Origin of the sequence: Devosia ginsengisoli, from assembly GCF_007859655.1 — a bacterium.
GTDB lineage: Bacteria > Pseudomonadota > Alphaproteobacteria > Rhizobiales > Devosiaceae > Devosia > Devosia ginsengisoli.
In genome coordinates, this window is record NZ_CP042304.1 from 2,033,054 (window position 1) to 2,050,153 (window position 17,100).

Below are 17,100 nucleotides of genomic sequence, written 5' to 3' on the forward strand. Positions count from 1 at the left end.
AGTAAAAATATGAGACGGAGGCCGTCTCGGGATGCCGGGACTTGCTCGGACGGCGCGATCGCAGACCCTAGCGGTTAGCCGTAGCACCCCGCCCAAACGCCTCGTCCGCTCGACCCGGAGCGGAGCGCGACCTCCACTCCCCCGGCTGGCCTCCGGACGCCCGTCGCTGCAGCGCCGCCCGCATCCCGGAAGATGGGGAGGATGATACGCGCGGTTTTGGCGAGGGGGATAAGATGGATAGATTTGTGCTTGTGGCTTACCCCCACCCTCCCTGGGGAGTATTCGCTTCGGAGGCATGAACCCTCTACCCCTCTCCCCTCGTGGGAGAGGGTGGAAATCCGCGTTCAGCGGATTTCCGGGTGAAGGGGCTGCGCTATCCCATGCTTCAATGTCTGCGGATCCCTTGGTGCCCCCTCATCCGCCCTTCGGGCACCTTCTCCCACAAGGGGAGAAGGGAAAGCGCCCAAGCGCCCGAAGTAACACTCCAGGGAGGGGGTGTTTGTGCACGATCCACCTTGCGGCCGTGAAATGATCTCGGGATGGATCCCGGCTCAAGGCCGGGATGACATCGGGGGTGGGAGGATGGTGCCCCGCCGGAAATGATATGTCATCGAAATGTCATAAATTGACCACCCGGTCAAAATTCCATAGCTTCACTATGCCGCCGTCATTCCACCGTCACCTATCGGCGGCAAGAGCATGCGCGCTCCATCAGGAGTGTCACGCCGGGCCAATGGGCCCAATCTCCGGGAGCGCGGCGCCCCCGGACACTGTTCAGCCAATGAACGCTTCAGGGAGACATCAATGAATTTCCTGCCAAAAATTTCTCGACGGACTTTCCTCGCGGGCTCCGCGAGCGTGGGAGCCATGGCCGCCATGCACCCCTTCGCCGCTTTGGCCCAGGCCAACCAGGCGCATCTGCGCATCATGGAAACGACAGACCTGCATGTCGCCGTCTTCCCCTATGATTATTATGCCGACGCCCCCAATGACACGATGGGCCTGGCGCGCACCGCCTCCATCATCGAGGGTATCCGCGCCGAAGCCGGCAATTCGATGCTGGTCGACAATGGCGACATCATCCAGGGCAACCCGATGGGCGACTACATCGCCTATGAAAAGGGCCTGGAAGACAACGTTCATCCGATCATCGCGGCCATGAATACGCTGGGTTACGAAGCCGCGACGCTAGGCAACCACGAATTCAATTATGGCCTCGACTATCTCGACACGGCGCTTTCAGGCGCCACCTTCCCCTTCGTTTCGGCCAACCTGGTGCGCGGCGAACTGGCCGCCGACCCGCTTTCGGACGACACCTATATCGAGCCCTACCTGATCGTCGAAAAGGAACTGACCGACGGCTCGGGCGCCACCAAGACGATTCGAATCGGCCTGATCGGCTTCCTGCCACCGCAGATCATGACCTGGGACGCCACGCACCTGACCGGCAAGGTGAACACCCGCGACATCGTCGAGACCGCCACCGCCTATGTGCCGAAAATGCGCGAAGAAGGCGCCGATATCATCGTCGCGCTCTCCCATTCCGGCATTGCCGCCGACCAGACCACCGGGGCCGAGAATGCCTCGCTGCAGCTGGCCGCGGTCGAGGGTATCGACGTGGTCCTGACCGGCCACCAGCACCTGGTCTTCCCCGGCCCCGATTATGAGGGCGTCGAGGGCGCCGATATCGAGGCCGGCACACTGAGCGGCAAGCCCGCCGTGATGGCCGGCTTCTGGGGCTCGCATATGGGCCTGATCGACCTGTTGCTGGAGCAGGATGCCGATGGCAAGTGGAGCGTGGTGTCGCACACGTCCGAGGCCCGCCCGATCTTCGAGCGTGTCGACGGCAAGGTGAACCCGCTGGTCGAGAACGAGGCCGAAGTGGCCGCGGCCGCCCAGGCCGACCACGACGAAACGCTGGACTATGTGCGCCGCGCCGTGGGCGAGACCTCGGCCCCGCTGCATTCCTATTTCGCGCTCGTCGCCGACGATCCGTCGGTGCAGATCGTGAGCCAGGCCCAGACCTGGTATATCGAGCAGATGATGAAGGGCACCGAATGGGAAGCTTTGCCGATCCTGTCGGCGGCGGCGCCGTTCAAGGCCGGTGGCCGTGGCGGCCCGGACTATTATACCGACGTGCCGGTCGGTCCGGTCGCCATCAAGAATGTCGCCGACCTCTACCTCTATCCCAACACCATCCAGGCCGTTGTGGTGACCGGCGCCGAGGTCAAGGACTGGCTGGAGCGCTCGGCCGGCATCTTCAACCAGGTGGAAAAGGGCGCGCAGGATGCGCCGCTGATCAACCTCGATTTCCCGTCCTACAATTTCGACGTCATCGATGGGGTCACCTACAAGATCGACCTCACCCAGCCCTCGAAATATGCCAGCGACGGCAAGTCGGTGACCAACCCCGACGCCAATCGCATCGTGGACCTGATGTATGATGGCGCCCCGATCGATCCGGCAGCCAAATTCGTCGTCGCCACCAACAATTACCGTGCCGGTGGCGGTGGGTCCTTCCCCGGTACCGGGGCGGATCACATCATCTTCAAGGGTCCCGACACCAATCGCGACATCATCGTGCGCTTCATCGTCGAGAACGGCACGATCAACCCCTCGGCCGACAGCAACTGGTCACTGGCCCCGATCGGCGACACGACCGTGATCTTCGCCACCGGCCCCAAGGCGGCCGAACACGTGGCCGATGTCACGGCCGTCTCGATCGAGGCGACCGGCGAGACCGATGCCGACGGCTTCGGCCTCTACCGCATCGCGCTCTAAGGCTAGCGCTGGCAATCTGGCGAGGGAGCCGTTACGGCTCCCTCGTTGCTTTTTGAGGGGACGATTATGCGGCGACTGCTGGCGAGTGCCTTGTTGCTGATGCTGGCTTTGCCTGCCCGGGCCGAAGTGCCGCTCACCGGCTATTTCACCGCCACATCCGCCTGCCCGGCCTATCAGTCGATCAATCGCCAGACCAATCCCGGCCAGGTGATGACCCAGCCCGGCCGGGCCTATGATCTCGTCGCCGGCAATACGGCGCGGCCCACCCATTTATGGATCGTCGTCCCCGGCGCCGAACCCGAGCGCCGCTGGGTCGCGGTGGATTGCGGCACCCGCGCTACGGATGCCGAGGGGCAGATCGCCGCGCCGCCGCCGCCAGCACCGGCGCCCACCTATCGCGGCACGCAATATATCCTGGCGGTCAACTGGCAGCCGGCCTTCTGCGAGACCAGCCCGCGCAAGCCCGAATGCCGCGACCAGCAGGCGGATGATTTCGAGGCCACCAATTTCACCCTGCATGGCCTGTGGCCACAGCCGCGCGGCAATGAATATTGCAACGTGCCAGCCCGCGAGCGCCAGGCCAGCCAAAGCGGCGACTGGCGCGACCTGCCCCGCCTGCCACTGAGCCCCGGCCTGCAGCGCGACCTCGACGAAGCGATGCCCGGCACCCAATCGGCGCTAGAGCGCCATGAATGGACCAAGCATGGCACCTGCTATGGCACGACGGCGGAGCAATATTACGCCGCTGCGCTGGATATGCTGCTGGCGCTCAACACCTCTGAGGTGGCGGAACTGTTTGCGGATAATATCGGCCGCAAGATTACCCTGCGCCAGGTGCGCGATGCCTTCGACAGCGCCTTCGGCCGCGGGGCCGGCGAGCGCGTCCGCATGGCATGCGAGCCGGATGGCAACCGCACCATCATCACCGAACTGACCATCGGCCTCACCGGCACCATTTCCGGCCCGGACGACTTCGCCAGCCTGATCGCCGTCGCCAGCCCGACCGATGGCGGCTGCAAGTCCGGCATGGTCGATCCGGTCGGGTTGCGCTGACGGCAGGCACCAAAATCTTAACGCTGCCGATTCACGGGCGGGAAAGGCCAGGAGGAATAGGCTTGGGCCGGTTTCCCGCCGGAGCGCCGCCATGACCACCCCTGCCCTCGCCATTGCCAGTCTCACCAAAAGTTTCGACCGGCCGGTGGTGACCGATCTGGACCTCACGATCCGGGCCGGTGAATTCTACGCCCTGCTCGGCCCCAATGGCGCCGGCAAGACCACTATATTGCGCATGGTGGCGGGGCTGTTGCAGCCCGATGCGGGCAGCATTTCCATTTTTGGCATCGATGCGCGGCGCGATCCCATCGCCGCCAAGCGCGTTACCGCCTGGGTGTCTGATGAACCCATGGTCTATGACCGGCTGACGCCAACCGAATATCTCGCCTTCGTCGCCGGCCTCTGGCAGGTGGAGAGCCATGCGGCCGAGACGAGAGCCAACGATCTCATCGACTGGCTGGGCCTGCGGCCGCATGCCAATGAACTCTGCGGCGGCTTTTCCAAGGGCATGCTGCAAAAGGTGGCTTTGGCCGGGGCGCTGGTGCATGACCCGCGCCTCATCATCCTCGACGAGCCACTGACCGGGCTCGATGCCGGCTCGGCGCGGCAGGTCAAGGATGTGCTGCTCGGCAAGGTGCGCGACGGCGTCACCGTCATCATGACCACGCACATTCTCGAAGTGGCCGAGCGCATGGCCGAACGCATCGGCGTCATCAACCAGGGAAGGTTGATCGCCGAGGGTACGCTGGCCGAACTGCGCAGCCGCATCGGCCGGGAATCCAGCCTCGAAGACATTTTCCTCGACCTGGTATCGGACGCCGCATGAGCGCCGCACCGGCCACGCTGACCTGGTTCGCCCGCCATGAACTAACCCTGGCCTGGCGCGACATGCTGGCCATGATGACCGGCGGCAGCAAGGCGCGCGGTGTTGGCCTCGCCATCTTTCTCAGCATCGTCATCATCGTGATGCACCTGCTCGCCTATGGCGTGGTGGCGCGCTGGGCCGCCGATGGTGTGCAATCGGACGCGCAAAGCCTCGTCATGCTGACCGGCACCGGCATGCTGTTCTGGACAGTCATGCTGTCCCAGGCGCTCGAAGCGGTGACCCGCGTCTATTACGGCCGCTCCGACCTCGACCTCATCCTCTCCTCGCCCGCCTCGTCGCGCCGGCTGTTCGCCGTCCGCACCGGTGCCGTGGCACTGACCAATGTGGCCTTTACCGGCCTGCTGGCCAGCCCGCTGATCAACATGCTGGCACTGTTCGACGGCCAGCGCTGGCTGGCCGCCTATGGCGTCATCATCGCCATGGGCGCCATTTCGACGGCTTTGTCGGTGGGCATAACCATGCTGCTGTTCCGCCTGGTCGGACCACGCCGGACGCGCTTCATCTCCCAGATCGTCGCCGCCATTATCGGCGCCGGTTTCGTTATCGGCATCCAGGCCGCCGCCATTCTCTACTATGGCAATTTCTCGCGCTTCAGCCTGTTCCAGTCGCAGGCCATCATCGATGCCGCGCCCGGTATCGATAGTTCGCTCTGGCTGCCGGCCAAGGCCGCCATGGGCGACACGCAATCCCTGCTGATCATGCTCGCCATCGGCTGCGGCGCGCTGGTTCTGGCCATAGCCATCTCGGCCTCGAGCTATGCACGCCTGGCCATTTCCGCCGCCGGGCTCAACCATATTGCCAGCCAGCGCCGCCCGTCGCCCCGCGCTTTCCGCCCGGCCTCGCAGCGCCACGTGCTGCGGCTCAAGGAATGGCGGCTGCTGCAGCGCGACCCGTGGCTGCTGTCACAGACGCTGATGCAGATCCTCTATCTCGTGCCGCCCGGCCTGCTGCTCTGGATGAATTTCGGCGATGTGGCCGGCGCCTTCGTTGTCGCCGTGCCCGTGCTGGTCATGGCGGCGGGACAACTGGCGGGCGGCCTCGCCTGGCTCGCCATTTCCGGCGAGGATGCCCATGACCTGGTGGTCACCGCCCCGGTTTCCCCGCGCACAGTGCTGATCGCCAAGATCGAGGCGGTGCTGGCAGTCATCGGCGTCATCATGGCGCCGCTGCTGGTGCTGATGGCTCTCTCTTCGCCACGCATGGCACTGATCACCGCCCTTTGCGCAGCCTTATCGGCCGGGTCGGCAACCGCCATCCAGCTTTGGTTCCGCGTGGTCGCCAAGCGCTCCATGTTCCGCCGCCGCCAGGTCGCGTCCCGCGCCGCCACGGTAAGCGAGGCCTTTGCCTCGATCATGTGGGCCGGCACCGGCGCCCTGCTGGCCGCCGGCTCGGAACTGGCCATCGCCCCAGCCGTTATTGCAGTCCTTGTGATCGTCCTCGCCAAGCTGATAAGCCCGCGGCGGCGCTGACCTCAAACCCCACCGCGAGACATCCATGACCGCCCTGACCTTCCGCGATGCGACACCGGCCGACATCGCCACCATTGTCGGCCTCAGCCATGCCGGCGATGCCCGCGGCACGGATACGCCGCCGCTCGATCCCGCCACGCTTGCCGACCCGCGCTATCGCGCCGCCTTCGACGAGATCTTAGCCGATCCGAACCATCGCCTGATCGTCGCCGAGCGGGACGGTGAGGTCGTGGGCACATTGCAGATCAGCTTCATTCCCGGCATGCCCAATTTCGGCATGAAGCGGGGCCTCTTGGAAAACGTGCATATCCGCGCCGACCAGCGCGGCAGTGGGCTCGGCACGCAGATGGTGCAATGGGCCATCGAGCGTTGCCGCGAAGCCAGCTGCGGCCTGGTGCAACTGACCTCCAACAAGCGCCGGCTCGACGCCCACCGCTTCTATGAGAAGCTCGGCTTCACCAAGAGCCACGAGGGCTTCAAGCTGCTGCTCTAGCGCCTACCACAGGCTGTTATTGGTCGCCGGATTGTCGCCGGTTTTGCCATCGGGGCGGTCGAGCCCGGCGATCCTGTCCATGTCGTCACCGTCAAGTTCGAAGCCGAAGACATCGAGATTGGCCTTGATGCGGTCGGCATGGACGGATTTGGGGATGACGATCAGGCCCTGCTGCAAATGCCAGCGGATGATGACCTGCGCCGGCGCCTTGCCGTGCTTTTCGCCGATTTCGCCGATCACGGCATTGTCCAGAACGGCGCCGCTGCCCAGCGGGCTGTAGCTTTCGATGGCGATGTCGTGGGTCTTGTGGAAGGCCCTGACATCACGCTGCTGGTATTCGGGGTGAACCTCTATCTGGTTCACGGCGGGCGTTACGCCGCTATCGGCGATGATGCGCTCGATATGCTCGGGCAGGAAGTTGGAGGCCCGATGGAGCGAACGCGGCCATCGCGCTGCAATTGCACGAAAGCCTTCCAGGTATCGGAATAGCGGTCATGCGCCGGCACCGGCCAGTGGATCAGGAACATGTCGAGATAATCGAGCCCCAGCCGCTCGAGTGAGGCCAGGCAGGACTTTATCGTCGTATCGTAGCCCTGGTCGCCGGTGCGGAGCTTGGAGGTGATGAAGAGATCGCCGCGCGCCACCCCGCTCCCGGCGATGGCTTTCCCGACCCCTTCCTCATTGTGGTAGCCCTGGGCCGTATCGATGGAGCGGTAGCCAGCCGTGATGGCCGTCTGGACTGCCCGCGTAACTTCATCATTGGGCACCTGCCACACGCCGAATCCCAGTTGCGGGATCGTCTTGCCGTCATTGAGCCGGATCTGCGGAATATCGGGCATTTTCAAGCTCCTAGAAGAGAATGGCCATGCCGGTAAAGGCCAGGATCAGCACCAGCGCGATGCCGATCAGCATGAGGACGAAGATGATCTTGGCCAGCATGCTCGCGCCCGCGGCAAGGCCGGTGAAGCCCATGGCGCCGGCGACCAGCGCGACGATGATGAGTATGATGAGGAGTTGAAGCATGGCTTGACCCGGGGTGGGAGGTTTTGCTTCCCTAACGCATGGCGGCAGGGCCCGTTCCGCCGCCGACTATTCCATTCGCCCCGGAGGCGATCATGGCTGATACCGATACCAAACGCCGTACCGAAACCGTTCTGAAGACGGCTAAACCACCGCTGCACAAGGTTATTCTGTTCAACGACGACTATACGCCGCGCGAATTCGTGGTGCGGCTGCTCAAGGCCGAATTCCGCGTGCCCGAGGCGCAGGCCAATGCCATCATGCTGACGGCGCACACCAAAGGCGCCTGCGTGGTGGCGGTGTTCACCCGGGAGATTGCCGAGGAAAAGGCGACGCGGGCGACCGAATTCGCCCAGCAACATGGCTATCCGCTGCTGTTCGGCACCGAGCCTGAGGACTAGGTGCCGAAGCGGAGGCGGGAGCGCTCGCGGGCCTTGGCGGCGACCACTTCGCGGTCTTTCGGCGGGGCGTTGGTATCGAGCGAATTCAATAGCTTGCGCATGACTTTCTCGATGTCTTCCACCGCCTCGTGGAAGGCCGCCTCATTGGTTTTGGACGGCGCGCTGTAGCCGGAAATCTTGCGCACGAATTGCAAAGCCGCATCGTGAATCTCGTTGCGGGTCGCGGGTGGCTCGAAATTGAACAGCGGCTTGATGTTGCGGCACATATTGCAGTCTCCTCTGGGGAGAAACGCTATACCCGATCGATGTTTCCCGCCAACCACCTTGCCCATCGCCCGGCGAAGACCGATGGTTGGCAACCCCCGCTTAATGCTAACGGACTGTTAGCATCGAGAAGATCCACACGTGAATCCGGTGTTCGAAAATGGCCTATGGCGTGCATGCCTATGCGGATGATCCGCGCAATGCGGATATCCTGATCGCAGTCAACGATACGCTGAAGCCGCGCCAGGAGGCCACAGTATCGGTGTTCGATTCCGGCTTCGTGCTGGGCGATGGTGTGTGGGAAGGGCTGCGGCTGCATAAAGGCGGCATTCCATTCCTGTGGGCACATCTGGAGCGGCTCTATGAGGGCGCCAAGACGCTGGATTTTTTCGTCGGACTCACTCCGGACGCGCTGGTGAAGCGCATCTTCGATTGCCTCGCTGCCAATGGCATGACGGACGGCGTCCATATCCGCCTGATGGTGACGCGCGGCATCAAGGCCACGCCCTATCAGGACCCGCGCGCCACCATCGGCGACGCGACGATCGTCATCATCCCCGAATACAAGACGCCCTCGGACAAGCCCGATGGCATCAGCCTCTTCACCTCGACCATCCGCCGCACCGCGCCTGACATGCAGGATCAGAAGCTGAATTCGCACAGCAAGCTCAACTGCATCCAGGCCTGCATCCAGGCGGCCAAGGCCGGGGCCGACGAGGCGCTGATGCTCGACCCGCAGGGGTTTGTCGCCACCTGCAACTCGACGCACTTTTTCATCGTGCGGCGCGGCGAGCTCTGGACTTCCACGGGCGACTACTGCCTGGGCGGGATCACCCGGGGCAATATCATCCGCGTGGCCGAAGCCGCCGGCATCACCGTGCGGCAGAAGAATTTTTCGCTCACCGACGTCTATGGCGCCGACGAGGCCTTCGTGACCGGCACCTTTGCCGGACTGACATCAGTGCGCGAAGTGGATGGCCGCCGCATGGGTCACCCGCTGACCGGGCCGGGGCCGATACCGGGCGAGATGACGCTGCGGCTGCAAGGGCTCTATCGTGAGCTGATCGAGCGGGAGATCTACCGGCCATGACGCGCCGCATCGCCATGTGGTCGGGGCCGCGCAACCTGTCCACGGCCATGATGCGCGCCTTCTCCTCGCGGCCCGATTGCGCCGTCAGCGACGAGCCTTTCTATGCCGCCTATCTGGCGGCCACCGGCATTGTCCATCCGATGAATGCCGAAGTACTGGCGAGCCAGCCGACGGACCCGCATCGCGTCGCTGCCGACATGCTCGGCCCGGCGCCATCAGGCAAGCCGGTCTGGTATCAGAAGCATATGGCGCATCACATGGTGGTGGGCTTTCCGCTCGACTGGATGGACGGGGTGACCAATGTGTTCCTGCTGCGGCGACCGGAACGGGTGCTCGCCTCCTATGCGCGGAAGCGGGAGGATGTGAGCCTGCGCGATATCGGCTTTGCCGAACAGGCCATGCTGTTCGACCGGGTGGCCGACCGGCTGGGCAAGGCCCCGCCGGTGGTGGATTCCGAGGATGTGCGGCGCGATCCGCGCGGGACGCTGTCGGCGCTGTGCGCGGCAATCGACCTGCCGTTCGACGAAGCGATGTTGAGCTGGCCGAAGGGGCAGCATCCCGATGACGGGGTGTGGGCGCCACATTGGTATGGGGCGATTTTCGACAGCACGGGCTTTGCGCCACCGGATGAGAAGGTGGTGGAACTGCCGGGGAATTTACAGCGCATCGCGGATGAGGCGCAGGTGTTTTATGAGCGGATGGCGGGGTTCAAAACGTAAGCCGGTGCGCGTGGCTCACCCCCACCCTTGATCCCTCCCCACAAGGGGGAGGGAGACGATGAACACTAGCATCGCAGCCTGCGCCTCCCTCCCCTTGATGGGGAGGGATTGAGGGTGGGGTGACGGGAGCCCCGATGTTCGGAGGTCCCTTCCCCGCCGCCGCAAAACCCTCTACCTCTCCCCCATGGATACCCCATTCGAAATCTACCTCGTCGGCACGCCCGGCCTCGAAACCCCGCTTTGTGACGAGGCCCGCGCGGCCGGCTTTGATGCCAGCGTGACCGAGGGCGGCGTGGCCTTCATGGGCAGCTGGCCCGATGTGTGGCGGGCCAATCTCACCCTGCGTGGGGCGACACGCGTGCTGGCGCGGGTGGCCAGCTTCCGCGCCATGCACCTGGCGCAGCTCGACAAGCGCGCCCGCAAGGTGGAATGGGCCAGCCTGCTGCGACCGGATGTGCCGGTGACGGTGGAGGCCAGTTGCAAGCGCTCGCGCATCTATCATGCCGGGGCGGCCAGCCAGCGCGTGGCCACGGCCATTGCCGAGACCCTCGGAGCGCCCATTGCCGAGGATGCGGCGGTGCGCGTCATGGTGCGGATCGAGGATGACCTCGTCACTATCAGCCTCGATACGACGGGGGAGTCGCTGCACAAGCGCGGCTTCAAGGCGGGCGTGGCCAAGGCGCCGATGCGCGAGACCATGGCCGCGATGTTCCTGCGCCAATGCGGCTATGACGGGAGCCAGACCGTGCTCGACCCGATGTGCGGCTCGGGCACCTTCGTCATCGAAGCTGCCGAAATCGCGCTGGGGCTGATGCCCGGGCGGTCACGGAGCTTTGCCTTCGAACACCTCCCCGGTTTCGACCGCGCCGCCTGGGACGTCCTGCGCGCCCCTGCCCCGCTGCGCGACACCGGCCTGCGGTTCCACGGCTCAGACCGCGACCCCGGCGCTGTCAGAATGGCGCGGGAGAATGCCGAACGATCAGGCGTGTCCGCGGTGGTGCAGTTCGAACAGCAAAGCGTCGAAACCCTATCGCGCCCGGACGGTCCGCCCGGCCTCATCATCATCAACCCGCCCTACGGCACCCGCATCGGCAACAAGGCACCGCTGCTCGGGCTATACCGGACCATGGGCAATGTGATCCGCGCGAAGTTTGCCGGGTGGCGGGTTGGGATCGTCACGACGGACAAGGAACTGATAAGGGCCACCGGACTCGGGCTGGAACTGGTGGAGCCCACCGTGTTGCATGGGGGGCTGCGGGTGGGGTTGTGGTGCGCTTGATCCTGGGCACACCAACCATTCCCGCCGGTCGTCATCGCCGGCCTGTCCGGGCAATCCACTGCTTCCAGACAGTCCGGTAATGACGAAAGCCGGCCGCCTCAGGCGGCGGCCACCAGGCCCTGTGCCAGTCGCGGCAGTACCGTGCCGGCCCAGCCCTTCCCCATATTTTCGAAGGCGATCCGGTCCTGCTCCTTGTCGAGGTCAAATCCTTTGTGCTCGAGCCTCAGCACGCAGCCACCTTCGTCCCGCGTGATGGTCCAATGCAGTTCCCAGTCGCCGAATGTGTAGGCGAGTTTCTCCAGCGGCATGACTTCGATCACCCGGCAACGCACCTGGCCCCATTTGTACATGTCCATGGTGAATTCGTGCCCGACCACTGGCGCAATGTTCCCTGGCGCCCACCAGGTGGCAATCCCCTCTGGCGTCGAAATTCGGGCCCATACGCGGTCAGCAGTCGTTGCAATGCGCTGGTCCACGGTCACGGTCTCTAGGCTCATTTGTTTTCCTCTTCCAACTGCTTGGCCAGGCTCGCCATCCGCGAGCGCCAATAATCCTCATAGGGGGCAAGCCAGTCCCTGAGTTCGGCCAGTGGCTCGGCATTGAGCGTATAGATGCGCTCCCGCCCCGATTTCGTCTCACGAACCAGATCGGCCTGCCGCAGCACACCCAGATGCTCCGACACCGCCGACCGCCCGATCCCCGAAAACGCTTGTGCAATAGCCCCCGCCGTTCGGTCGCCCTGAAGCAACAGGGTGACCACCTGACGGCGGACGGGATGGGACAGAGCGGCAAAAATGGGTTCGGTGTTCATGCTGTTATTATGTCGGAGATTTCCGACATGTCAACACTTCCCGACATATTTTGTCTTACTTGCCACGCGCAAGGGGAAACGGGGCCTTCCCTTCCAGCGACTCTTCCGCTAGACAGCCCACTTAACCACCATGTCTGAACCTTCCACCGCGCCGCAGCGCTCAGTTGCCGCGTGGTTTGTCGCGGGACAGGTGCTGTCCGGGCGATTCTCTCCTCGCTCGATGACCGGAGCGTTCCCAGGAAAAGTGGCCCCACTTTTCCGGTTCGGGAGCGCGACAAACGTAGATAACTGTTGAGCGAGCGCCATGCCAAAACGTACCGATATCAAATCGATCCTCATCATCGGTGCGGGTCCGATCATCATCGGGCAGGCTTGTGAGTTCGACTATTCGGGGACGCAGGCCTGCAAGGCGCTGAAGGAAGAGGGCTACCGGATCATTCTGGTGAACTCCAATCCGGCGACGATCATGACCGATCCTGATCTGGCCGACGCCACCTATATGGAGCCGATCACCCCTGAAGTGGTCGCGCGCATCATCGAGAAGGAGCGGCCCGATGCGCTGCTGCCGACCATGGGCGGGCAGACGGCGCTGAACTGCGCGCTGAGCCTGCGCAAGATGGGCGTGCTGGAGAAGTTCGGGGTGGAAATGATCGGCGCCACGGCCGAGGCCATCGACAAGGCGGAAGACCGCGAACTGTTCCGCGACGCCATGAAGAAGATCGGGCTGGAAACGCCGCGCTCCATGCTGGCGCATAATACGATCGAGGCCTTGCAGGCGCTCGAAGTGATCGGGCTGCCGGCTATCATCCGGCCGTCGTTTACTTTGGGCGGCACGGGCGGCGGCATTGCCTATAACCGCGAGGAATATCTGGCGATCTGCGAAAGCGGGATCGACGCCTCGCCGACCAATGAAGTGCTGGTCGAGGAAAGCGTGCTCGGCTGGAAAGAGTATGAAATGGAGGTTGTCCGCGACAAGAAGGACAACTGCATCATCATCTGCTCGATCGAGAATATCGATCCGATGGGCGTGCATACCGGCGACAGCATCACCGTCGCCCCGGCGCTGACGCTGACCGACAAGGAATACCAGATCATGCGCGACGCCTCGCTGGCGGTTCTGCGCGAGATCGGCGTCGAAACCGGCGGCTCCAACGTGCAGTTCGGCATCAACCCGGCCGATGGGCGCATGGTGGTGATCGAGATGAATCCGCGCGTGAGCCGGTCATCGGCGCTGGCATCGAAGGCCACCGGCTTCCCCATCGCCAAGGTCGCCGCACGGCTGGCCGTGGGCTATACGCTGGACGAGCTGGACAATGACATTACCGGCGGCATGACCCCGGCCAGCTTCGAGCCGACCATCGACTATGTCGTCACCAAGATCCCGCGTTTCGCCTTCGAAAAATTCCCCGGCGCCGACAATCGGCTGACCACCTCGATGAAGTCGGTGGGCGAGGCCATGGCCATCGGCCGCACCTTCCAGGAATCGCTGCAGAAGGCTTTGCGCTCGCTTGAAACCGGGCTGACCGGGCTCAACGAGATCGGCATTCCCGGCCTGGGCGAAGGCGAGGACAAGAATGCCATCAAGGCGGCCCTGGGCACGCCGACGCCCAACCGGCTGCTGCATGTGGCCGAGGCCATGCGGCTGGGCATGAGCCTCGAGGACATACACGAGGCCTGCAAGATCGACCCGTGGTTCCTCGAGCAGATGCAGGGCATCATCGAGGCCGAAAGCAAGGTCAAGCAATTCGGCCTGCCACAGGACGCGCAGAACCTGCGCGCGCTCAAGGCCATGGGCTTTGCCGATGCGCGGCTGGCGCAGCTCGCCAATGTGAAGCCATCGGATGTGCGCAAGCTGCGGCATGAGCTGAGCGTGCGGCCGGCCTATAAGCGGATCGACACGTCGGCGGCCGAATTCGCCTCGCCGACCGCCTATATGTATTCGTCCTATGAAGTGCCGTTCAACGGCAAGGTGGATGACGAGGCGCGCCCCAGCGACCGCAAGAAGGTGGTGATCCTGGGGGGCGGGCCGAACCGCATCGGCCAGGGCATCGAATTCGACTATTGCTGCTGCCATGCCGCGTTTGCACTGGCCGATGCCGGCTACGAGACCATCATGGTCAACTGCAACCCGGAAACCGTCTCGACCGACTATGACACGTCGGACCGGCTGTATTTCGAACCGCTGACCGAAGAAGATGTGATCGAAATCCTTCTGACGGAAAAGCAGAACGGCACTTTGCATGGCGTGATCGTGCAGTTTGGCGGGCAGACGCCGCTGAACCTGGCCGAAGCGGTGATGAAGGCCGGCGTGCCGATCCTGGGGACGCAGCCTGACGCCATCGACCTGGCCGAGGACCGCGACCTGTTCTCCAAGCTGCTCAACAAGCTCGAACTCACCCAGCCCAAGAACGGCATTGCCTATTCGCTTGAGCAGGCCCGCCTCGTGGCCGAGCGGCTGGGCTATCCGCTGGTGATCCGGCCATCTTACGTGCTGGGCGGCCGCGCCATGGCGATCGTGCATTCGGCCAATGAATTCGAGCGCTACGTGCAGGACACGCTGACCGGCCTCGTGCCGCCGGACATCCTGCAGCGCTACCCCAACGACAAGACCGGGCAGATCAATTCGGTGCTGTCGGACAATCCGCTGCTGTTCGATGCGTATCTGTCGGGGGCCACCGAAATCGACGTCGATGCGCTGTGCGACGGCGAGACCGTGTTCGTGGCCGGCATCATGGAGCATATCGAGGAGGCCGGCATTCACTCGGGCGACTCGGCCTGCTCGCTGCCGCCGCGCAACCTCAGCCCCGAGATCATCGCCGAACTGAAGCGGCAGACGGCGGAACTCGCCTTCGCGCTCAAAGTCGGCGGACTGATGAATGTGCAATATGCGCTCAAGGACGGGGTGATCTACCTGCTCGAAGTCAATCCGCGCGCGTCGCGCACGGTGCCCTTTGTCGCCAAGGTGATCGGCCAGCCCATCGCCAAGATCGCCAGCCGCATCATGGCGGGCGAGAAGCTGTCGAGCTTCAACCTGGTCGAGAAGCAGTTCAAGCATATCGCCGTCAAGGAAGCCGTGTTCCCGTTCAACCGCTTCCCCGGCGTCGATACCGTGTTGGGGCCGGAGATGAAGTCGACCGGCGAAGTGATCGGGCTCGATACCGATTTCGCACTGGCCTTCGCCAAGTCGCAGATGGGCGCCGGCTCCAAGGTGCCGCAGTCCGGCACGGCCTTCATCTCGGTGCGCGACCAGGACAAGCAGTATATCGTCGATATGGCCCGCCATCTGGTCGAGGGCGGCTTCACCATCCTCGCCACCGGCGGCACGCAGAAATACCTGGTCGAGAACGGCATTGCCGCCACCAAGATCAACAAGGTGCTCGAAGGCCGGCCGCATATCGTGGATTCGATGAAGAATGGCGGCGTGCAACTGGTGATCAACACCACCGACGGCATGAAGTCGATCTCGGATAGCCGCGATATCAGGCGGACGGCGCTGCTGAGCAAGATCCCGTATTATACCACCATCGACGGCGCGCTGGCGGCGGTGGAGGGGATCGTGGCCTTGCAGAAGGGCAGCCTGGTGGTGCGGCCGCTGCAGGATTATTTCGCGGCCTAACTGTCCCGCCTCTGAGCGCAATTGCGCGACACCATCGGCGCCTGCCCACCCTCCCCCTTGAGGGGAGGGGTAGCGGCGCCTGGCCCGCAAGGGCCTTGGCAAAGCTGGGAGGGGGTAGCTTCGTGGTTCGCTAAAGGGACCCCCTCCCAAGCTACGCTAAGGCCTGGCGGCCCAGCTTCGCTACCCTCCCCTCAAGGGGGAGGGTGGGCAGGAGCCCAGGCTGTCGCATTCAAGCGCCGGTTGACACCCCGCCCCTGCCCGCTATGTTCCCGGACATCATGAAGTCCGCAGACTGTACCACCTCGATAGCGATCCTGCGCGCCTGACACGCGCCGAGGGATCGCCTTTAACCGGCCACAAGAGGGCCGGCCGTTTCCGTACGTTCTGCAAAACGCGCTGCCTGCGGGCAGCACAGACTTCACGAGTCCATCATGACCAATTTCTTCGAAAGCCCGTTCAAGGGCATCCGCCTGGATGAACAGGTGACCCACAACAATATCGTGGTCGGGCGCTACAGCTATTATTCGGGCTATTATCACGGCCACAGCTTCGACGACTGCGCCCGCTTCCTGCTGCCGGACGCCGATGCCGACAAGCTGATCGTGGGCAGTTTCTGCTCGATCGGCTCGGGCGCTGCCTTCATCATGGCCGGCAATCAGGGCCACCGCCACGACTGGGCGAGCTCGTTTCCGTTCTTCTACATGCCGGAAATGCCCGAATTTGCCGGGGCGATCGATGCCTTTGCGCCGGCCGGCGACACTGTCATCGGCAATGACGTGTGGATCGGCACCGAGGCCATCGTCATGCCGGGGGTCCGCATCGGCCATGGCGCCGTGATCGGCACGCGGGCGCTGGTGACAAAAGATGTCGAGCCCTACACCATTATCGGCGGCAATCCCGGCAAGCCGATCCGCGCACGGTTCGACGACGAGCAGATTGCCATGCTGCTCGAAATGGCCTGGTGGGACTGGCCGGAAGAAAGGCTGCAGGCGGCCATGCCGCTGCTGTGCAGCGGCGATATCGCGGCCCTTCACACCTTCTGGCAGGGCTGATCCCACGGACCCGCCCGGCCCTTACCGGGCGGGTCAACTTGACAGGATGCCGCCCCTTCGCATAATCAGCGCACCATGATGATGATCCAGTCTTACAAGTTCGCGGTGTTCCTCGGCGCCTGATGGCGCCCTGTTCGGGCACACATTGAGCGGCACAGCCGCTCGA

15 protein-coding genes and 1 pseudogene are annotated in these 17,100 nt (G+C 63.9%); 11 read left to right on the plus strand and 5 right to left on the minus strand.

Annotated elements, in window-relative coordinates; all coding sequences use genetic code 11:
• Positions 1-804: 804 nt before the first annotated feature.
• From FPZ08_RS09950 to FPZ08_RS09970, 5 genes are all read left to right on the plus strand, one after another.
• Entirely contained in the window at positions 805-2,781 is a 1,977-nt protein-coding gene (locus tag FPZ08_RS09950) for a bifunctional 2',3'-cyclic-nucleotide 2'-phosphodiesterase/3'-nucleotidase (RefSeq protein WP_146289856.1), read from the plus strand.
• 66 nt (positions 2,782-2,847) lie between these two features.
• Positions 2,848-3,834 carry a ribonuclease T2 family protein gene (locus tag FPZ08_RS09955; protein WP_146289857.1) on the plus strand — a complete coding sequence of 329 codons (987 nt, stop codon included), beginning with the start codon at positions 2,848-2,850 and terminating at the stop codon, positions 3,832-3,834.
• A 91-nt stretch (positions 3,835-3,925) separates the two neighbouring features.
• A complete protein-coding gene (locus FPZ08_RS09960; protein WP_146289859.1) occupies positions 3,926-4,660 on the plus strand; it encodes an ABC transporter ATP-binding protein in 735 nt (244 codons plus the stop codon).
• Positions 4,657-6,189, plus strand: a complete 1,533-nt coding sequence (locus FPZ08_RS09965) for a permease (RefSeq protein WP_146289860.1) — start codon at positions 4,657-4,659, stop codon at positions 6,187-6,189. The genes FPZ08_RS09960 and FPZ08_RS09965 overlap by 4 nt, the downstream gene beginning before the upstream one ends.
• Before the next feature lie 25 nt (positions 6,190-6,214).
• Positions 6,215-6,682, plus strand: a complete 468-nt coding sequence (locus FPZ08_RS09970) for a GNAT family N-acetyltransferase (RefSeq protein ID WP_146289862.1) — start codon at positions 6,215-6,217, stop codon at positions 6,680-6,682.
• A gap of 3 nt (positions 6,683-6,685) precedes the next feature.
• On the opposite strand, the pseudogene FPZ08_RS09975 reads toward FPZ08_RS09970, so the two are convergent.
• Together FPZ08_RS09975 and FPZ08_RS09980 are read right to left on the minus strand one after the other, a co-directional pair.
• Positions 6,686-7,521: pseudogene (locus FPZ08_RS09975) on the minus strand (aldo/keto reductase).
• Positions 7,522-7,531: 10 nt separating this feature from the next.
• A complete protein-coding gene (locus FPZ08_RS09980; RefSeq protein ID WP_146289863.1) occupies positions 7,532-7,705 on the minus strand; it encodes a DUF1328 family protein in 174 nt (57 codons plus the stop codon).
• 92 nt (positions 7,706-7,797) lie between these two features.
• Between FPZ08_RS09980 and clpS the strand changes: the two genes are divergently transcribed.
• Entirely contained in the window at positions 7,798-8,103 is a 306-nt protein-coding gene (gene clpS, locus FPZ08_RS09985; protein WP_146289865.1) for an ATP-dependent Clp protease adapter ClpS, read from the plus strand.
• Here clpS and FPZ08_RS09990 read toward each other — a convergent pair.
• On the minus strand, positions 8,100-8,369 hold the full coding sequence (locus tag FPZ08_RS09990; protein ID WP_146289867.1) for a DUF2277 domain-containing protein: 270 nt from the start codon (positions 8,367-8,369) through the stop codon (positions 8,100-8,102). The two genes, clpS and FPZ08_RS09990, sit on opposite strands and share 4 nt — an antisense overlap.
• 158 nt (positions 8,370-8,527) lie before the next feature.
• On the opposite strand from FPZ08_RS09990, the gene FPZ08_RS09995 reads away from it, so the two are divergent.
• The 3 genes from FPZ08_RS09995 to FPZ08_RS10005 all read left to right on the plus strand — a co-directional run bounded on the left by FPZ08_RS09995 (position 8,528) and on the right by FPZ08_RS10005 (position 11,455).
• Positions 8,528-9,457, plus strand: coding sequence for an aminotransferase class IV (locus FPZ08_RS09995; RefSeq protein WP_146289869.1), 930 nt, complete (start codon positions 8,528-8,530; stop codon positions 9,455-9,457).
• Complete coding sequence (locus FPZ08_RS10000; protein WP_210246871.1) at positions 9,454-10,176, plus strand: sulfotransferase-like domain-containing protein; 723 nt, start codon at positions 9,454-9,456, stop codon at positions 10,174-10,176. The genes FPZ08_RS09995 and FPZ08_RS10000 overlap by 4 nt, the downstream gene beginning before the upstream one ends.
• 184 nt (positions 10,177-10,360) lie before the next feature.
• The gene (locus FPZ08_RS10005; RefSeq protein ID WP_146289870.1) at positions 10,361-11,455 is read left to right on the plus strand and encodes a THUMP domain-containing class I SAM-dependent RNA methyltransferase; all 1,095 of its coding nucleotides are present in this window, start codon (positions 10,361-10,363) and stop codon (positions 11,453-11,455) included.
• A gap of 98 nt (positions 11,456-11,553) precedes the next feature.
• Here the strand turns inward: FPZ08_RS10005 and FPZ08_RS10010 are convergent, their stop codons facing one another.
• Both FPZ08_RS10010 and FPZ08_RS10015 read right to left on the minus strand, forming a co-directional pair.
• Positions 11,554-11,952 (minus strand): SRPBCC family protein, encoded by a 399-nt coding sequence (locus FPZ08_RS10010; RefSeq protein WP_146289872.1) that lies wholly within the window; start codon positions 11,950-11,952, stop codon positions 11,554-11,556.
• Positions 11,949-12,266, minus strand: a complete 318-nt coding sequence (locus FPZ08_RS10015; RefSeq protein WP_146289874.1) for an ArsR/SmtB family transcription factor — start codon at positions 12,264-12,266, stop codon at positions 11,949-11,951. The genes FPZ08_RS10010 and FPZ08_RS10015 overlap by 4 nt, the downstream gene beginning before the upstream one ends.
• A 304-nt stretch (positions 12,267-12,570) precedes the next feature.
• Between FPZ08_RS10015 and carB the strand changes: the two genes are divergently transcribed.
• Both carB and catB read left to right on the plus strand, forming a co-directional pair.
• Positions 12,571-15,882: a carbamoyl-phosphate synthase large subunit gene (carB, locus tag FPZ08_RS10020; RefSeq protein WP_146289876.1), complete on the plus strand. Its 3,312-nt coding sequence runs from the start codon at positions 12,571-12,573 to the stop codon at positions 15,880-15,882.
• Between the two features lie 431 nt (positions 15,883-16,313).
• Complete coding sequence (gene catB / locus FPZ08_RS10025) at positions 16,314-16,934, plus strand: type B chloramphenicol O-acetyltransferase (RefSeq protein ID WP_146289878.1); 621 nt, start codon at positions 16,314-16,316, stop codon at positions 16,932-16,934.
• Positions 16,935-17,100 lie beyond the last annotated feature (166 nt).

Coding starts and splice junctions, on each gene's coding strand:
- FPZ08_RS09950 (WP_146289856.1), top strand. CDS start 805: ATGAATTTCCTGCCAAAAATTTCTCGACGGACTTTCCTCGCGGGCTCC.
- FPZ08_RS09955 (WP_146289857.1), top strand. CDS start 2,848: ATGCGGCGACTGCTGGCGAGTGCCTTGTTGCTGATGCTGGCTTTGCCT.
- FPZ08_RS09960 (WP_146289859.1), top strand. CDS start 3,926: ATGACCACCCCTGCCCTCGCCATTGCCAGTCTCACCAAAAGTTTCGAC.
- FPZ08_RS09965 (WP_146289860.1), top strand. CDS start 4,657: ATGAGCGCCGCACCGGCCACGCTGACCTGGTTCGCCCGCCATGAACTA.
- FPZ08_RS09970 (WP_146289862.1), top strand. CDS start 6,215: ATGACCGCCCTGACCTTCCGCGATGCGACACCGGCCGACATCGCCACC.
- FPZ08_RS09980 (WP_146289863.1), bottom strand. CDS start 7,705: ATGCTTCAACTCCTCATCATACTCATCATCGTCGCGCTGGTCGCCGGC.
- clpS (WP_146289865.1), top strand. CDS start 7,798: ATGGCTGATACCGATACCAAACGCCGTACCGAAACCGTTCTGAAGACG.
- FPZ08_RS09990 (WP_146289867.1), bottom strand. CDS start 8,369: ATGTGCCGCAACATCAAGCCGCTGTTCAATTTCGAGCCACCCGCGACC.
- FPZ08_RS09995 (WP_146289869.1), top strand. CDS start 8,528: ATGGCCTATGGCGTGCATGCCTATGCGGATGATCCGCGCAATGCGGAT.
- FPZ08_RS10000 (WP_210246871.1), top strand. CDS start 9,454: ATGACGCGCCGCATCGCCATGTGGTCGGGGCCGCGCAACCTGTCCACG.
- FPZ08_RS10005 (WP_146289870.1), top strand. CDS start 10,361: ATGGATACCCCATTCGAAATCTACCTCGTCGGCACGCCCGGCCTCGAA.
- FPZ08_RS10010 (WP_146289872.1), bottom strand. CDS start 11,952: ATGAGCCTAGAGACCGTGACCGTGGACCAGCGCATTGCAACGACTGCT.
- FPZ08_RS10015 (WP_146289874.1), bottom strand. CDS start 12,266: ATGAACACCGAACCCATTTTTGCCGCTCTGTCCCATCCCGTCCGCCGT.
- carB (WP_146289876.1), top strand. CDS start 12,571: ATGCCAAAACGTACCGATATCAAATCGATCCTCATCATCGGTGCGGGT.
- catB (WP_146289878.1), top strand. CDS start 16,314: ATGACCAATTTCTTCGAAAGCCCGTTCAAGGGCATCCGCCTGGATGAA.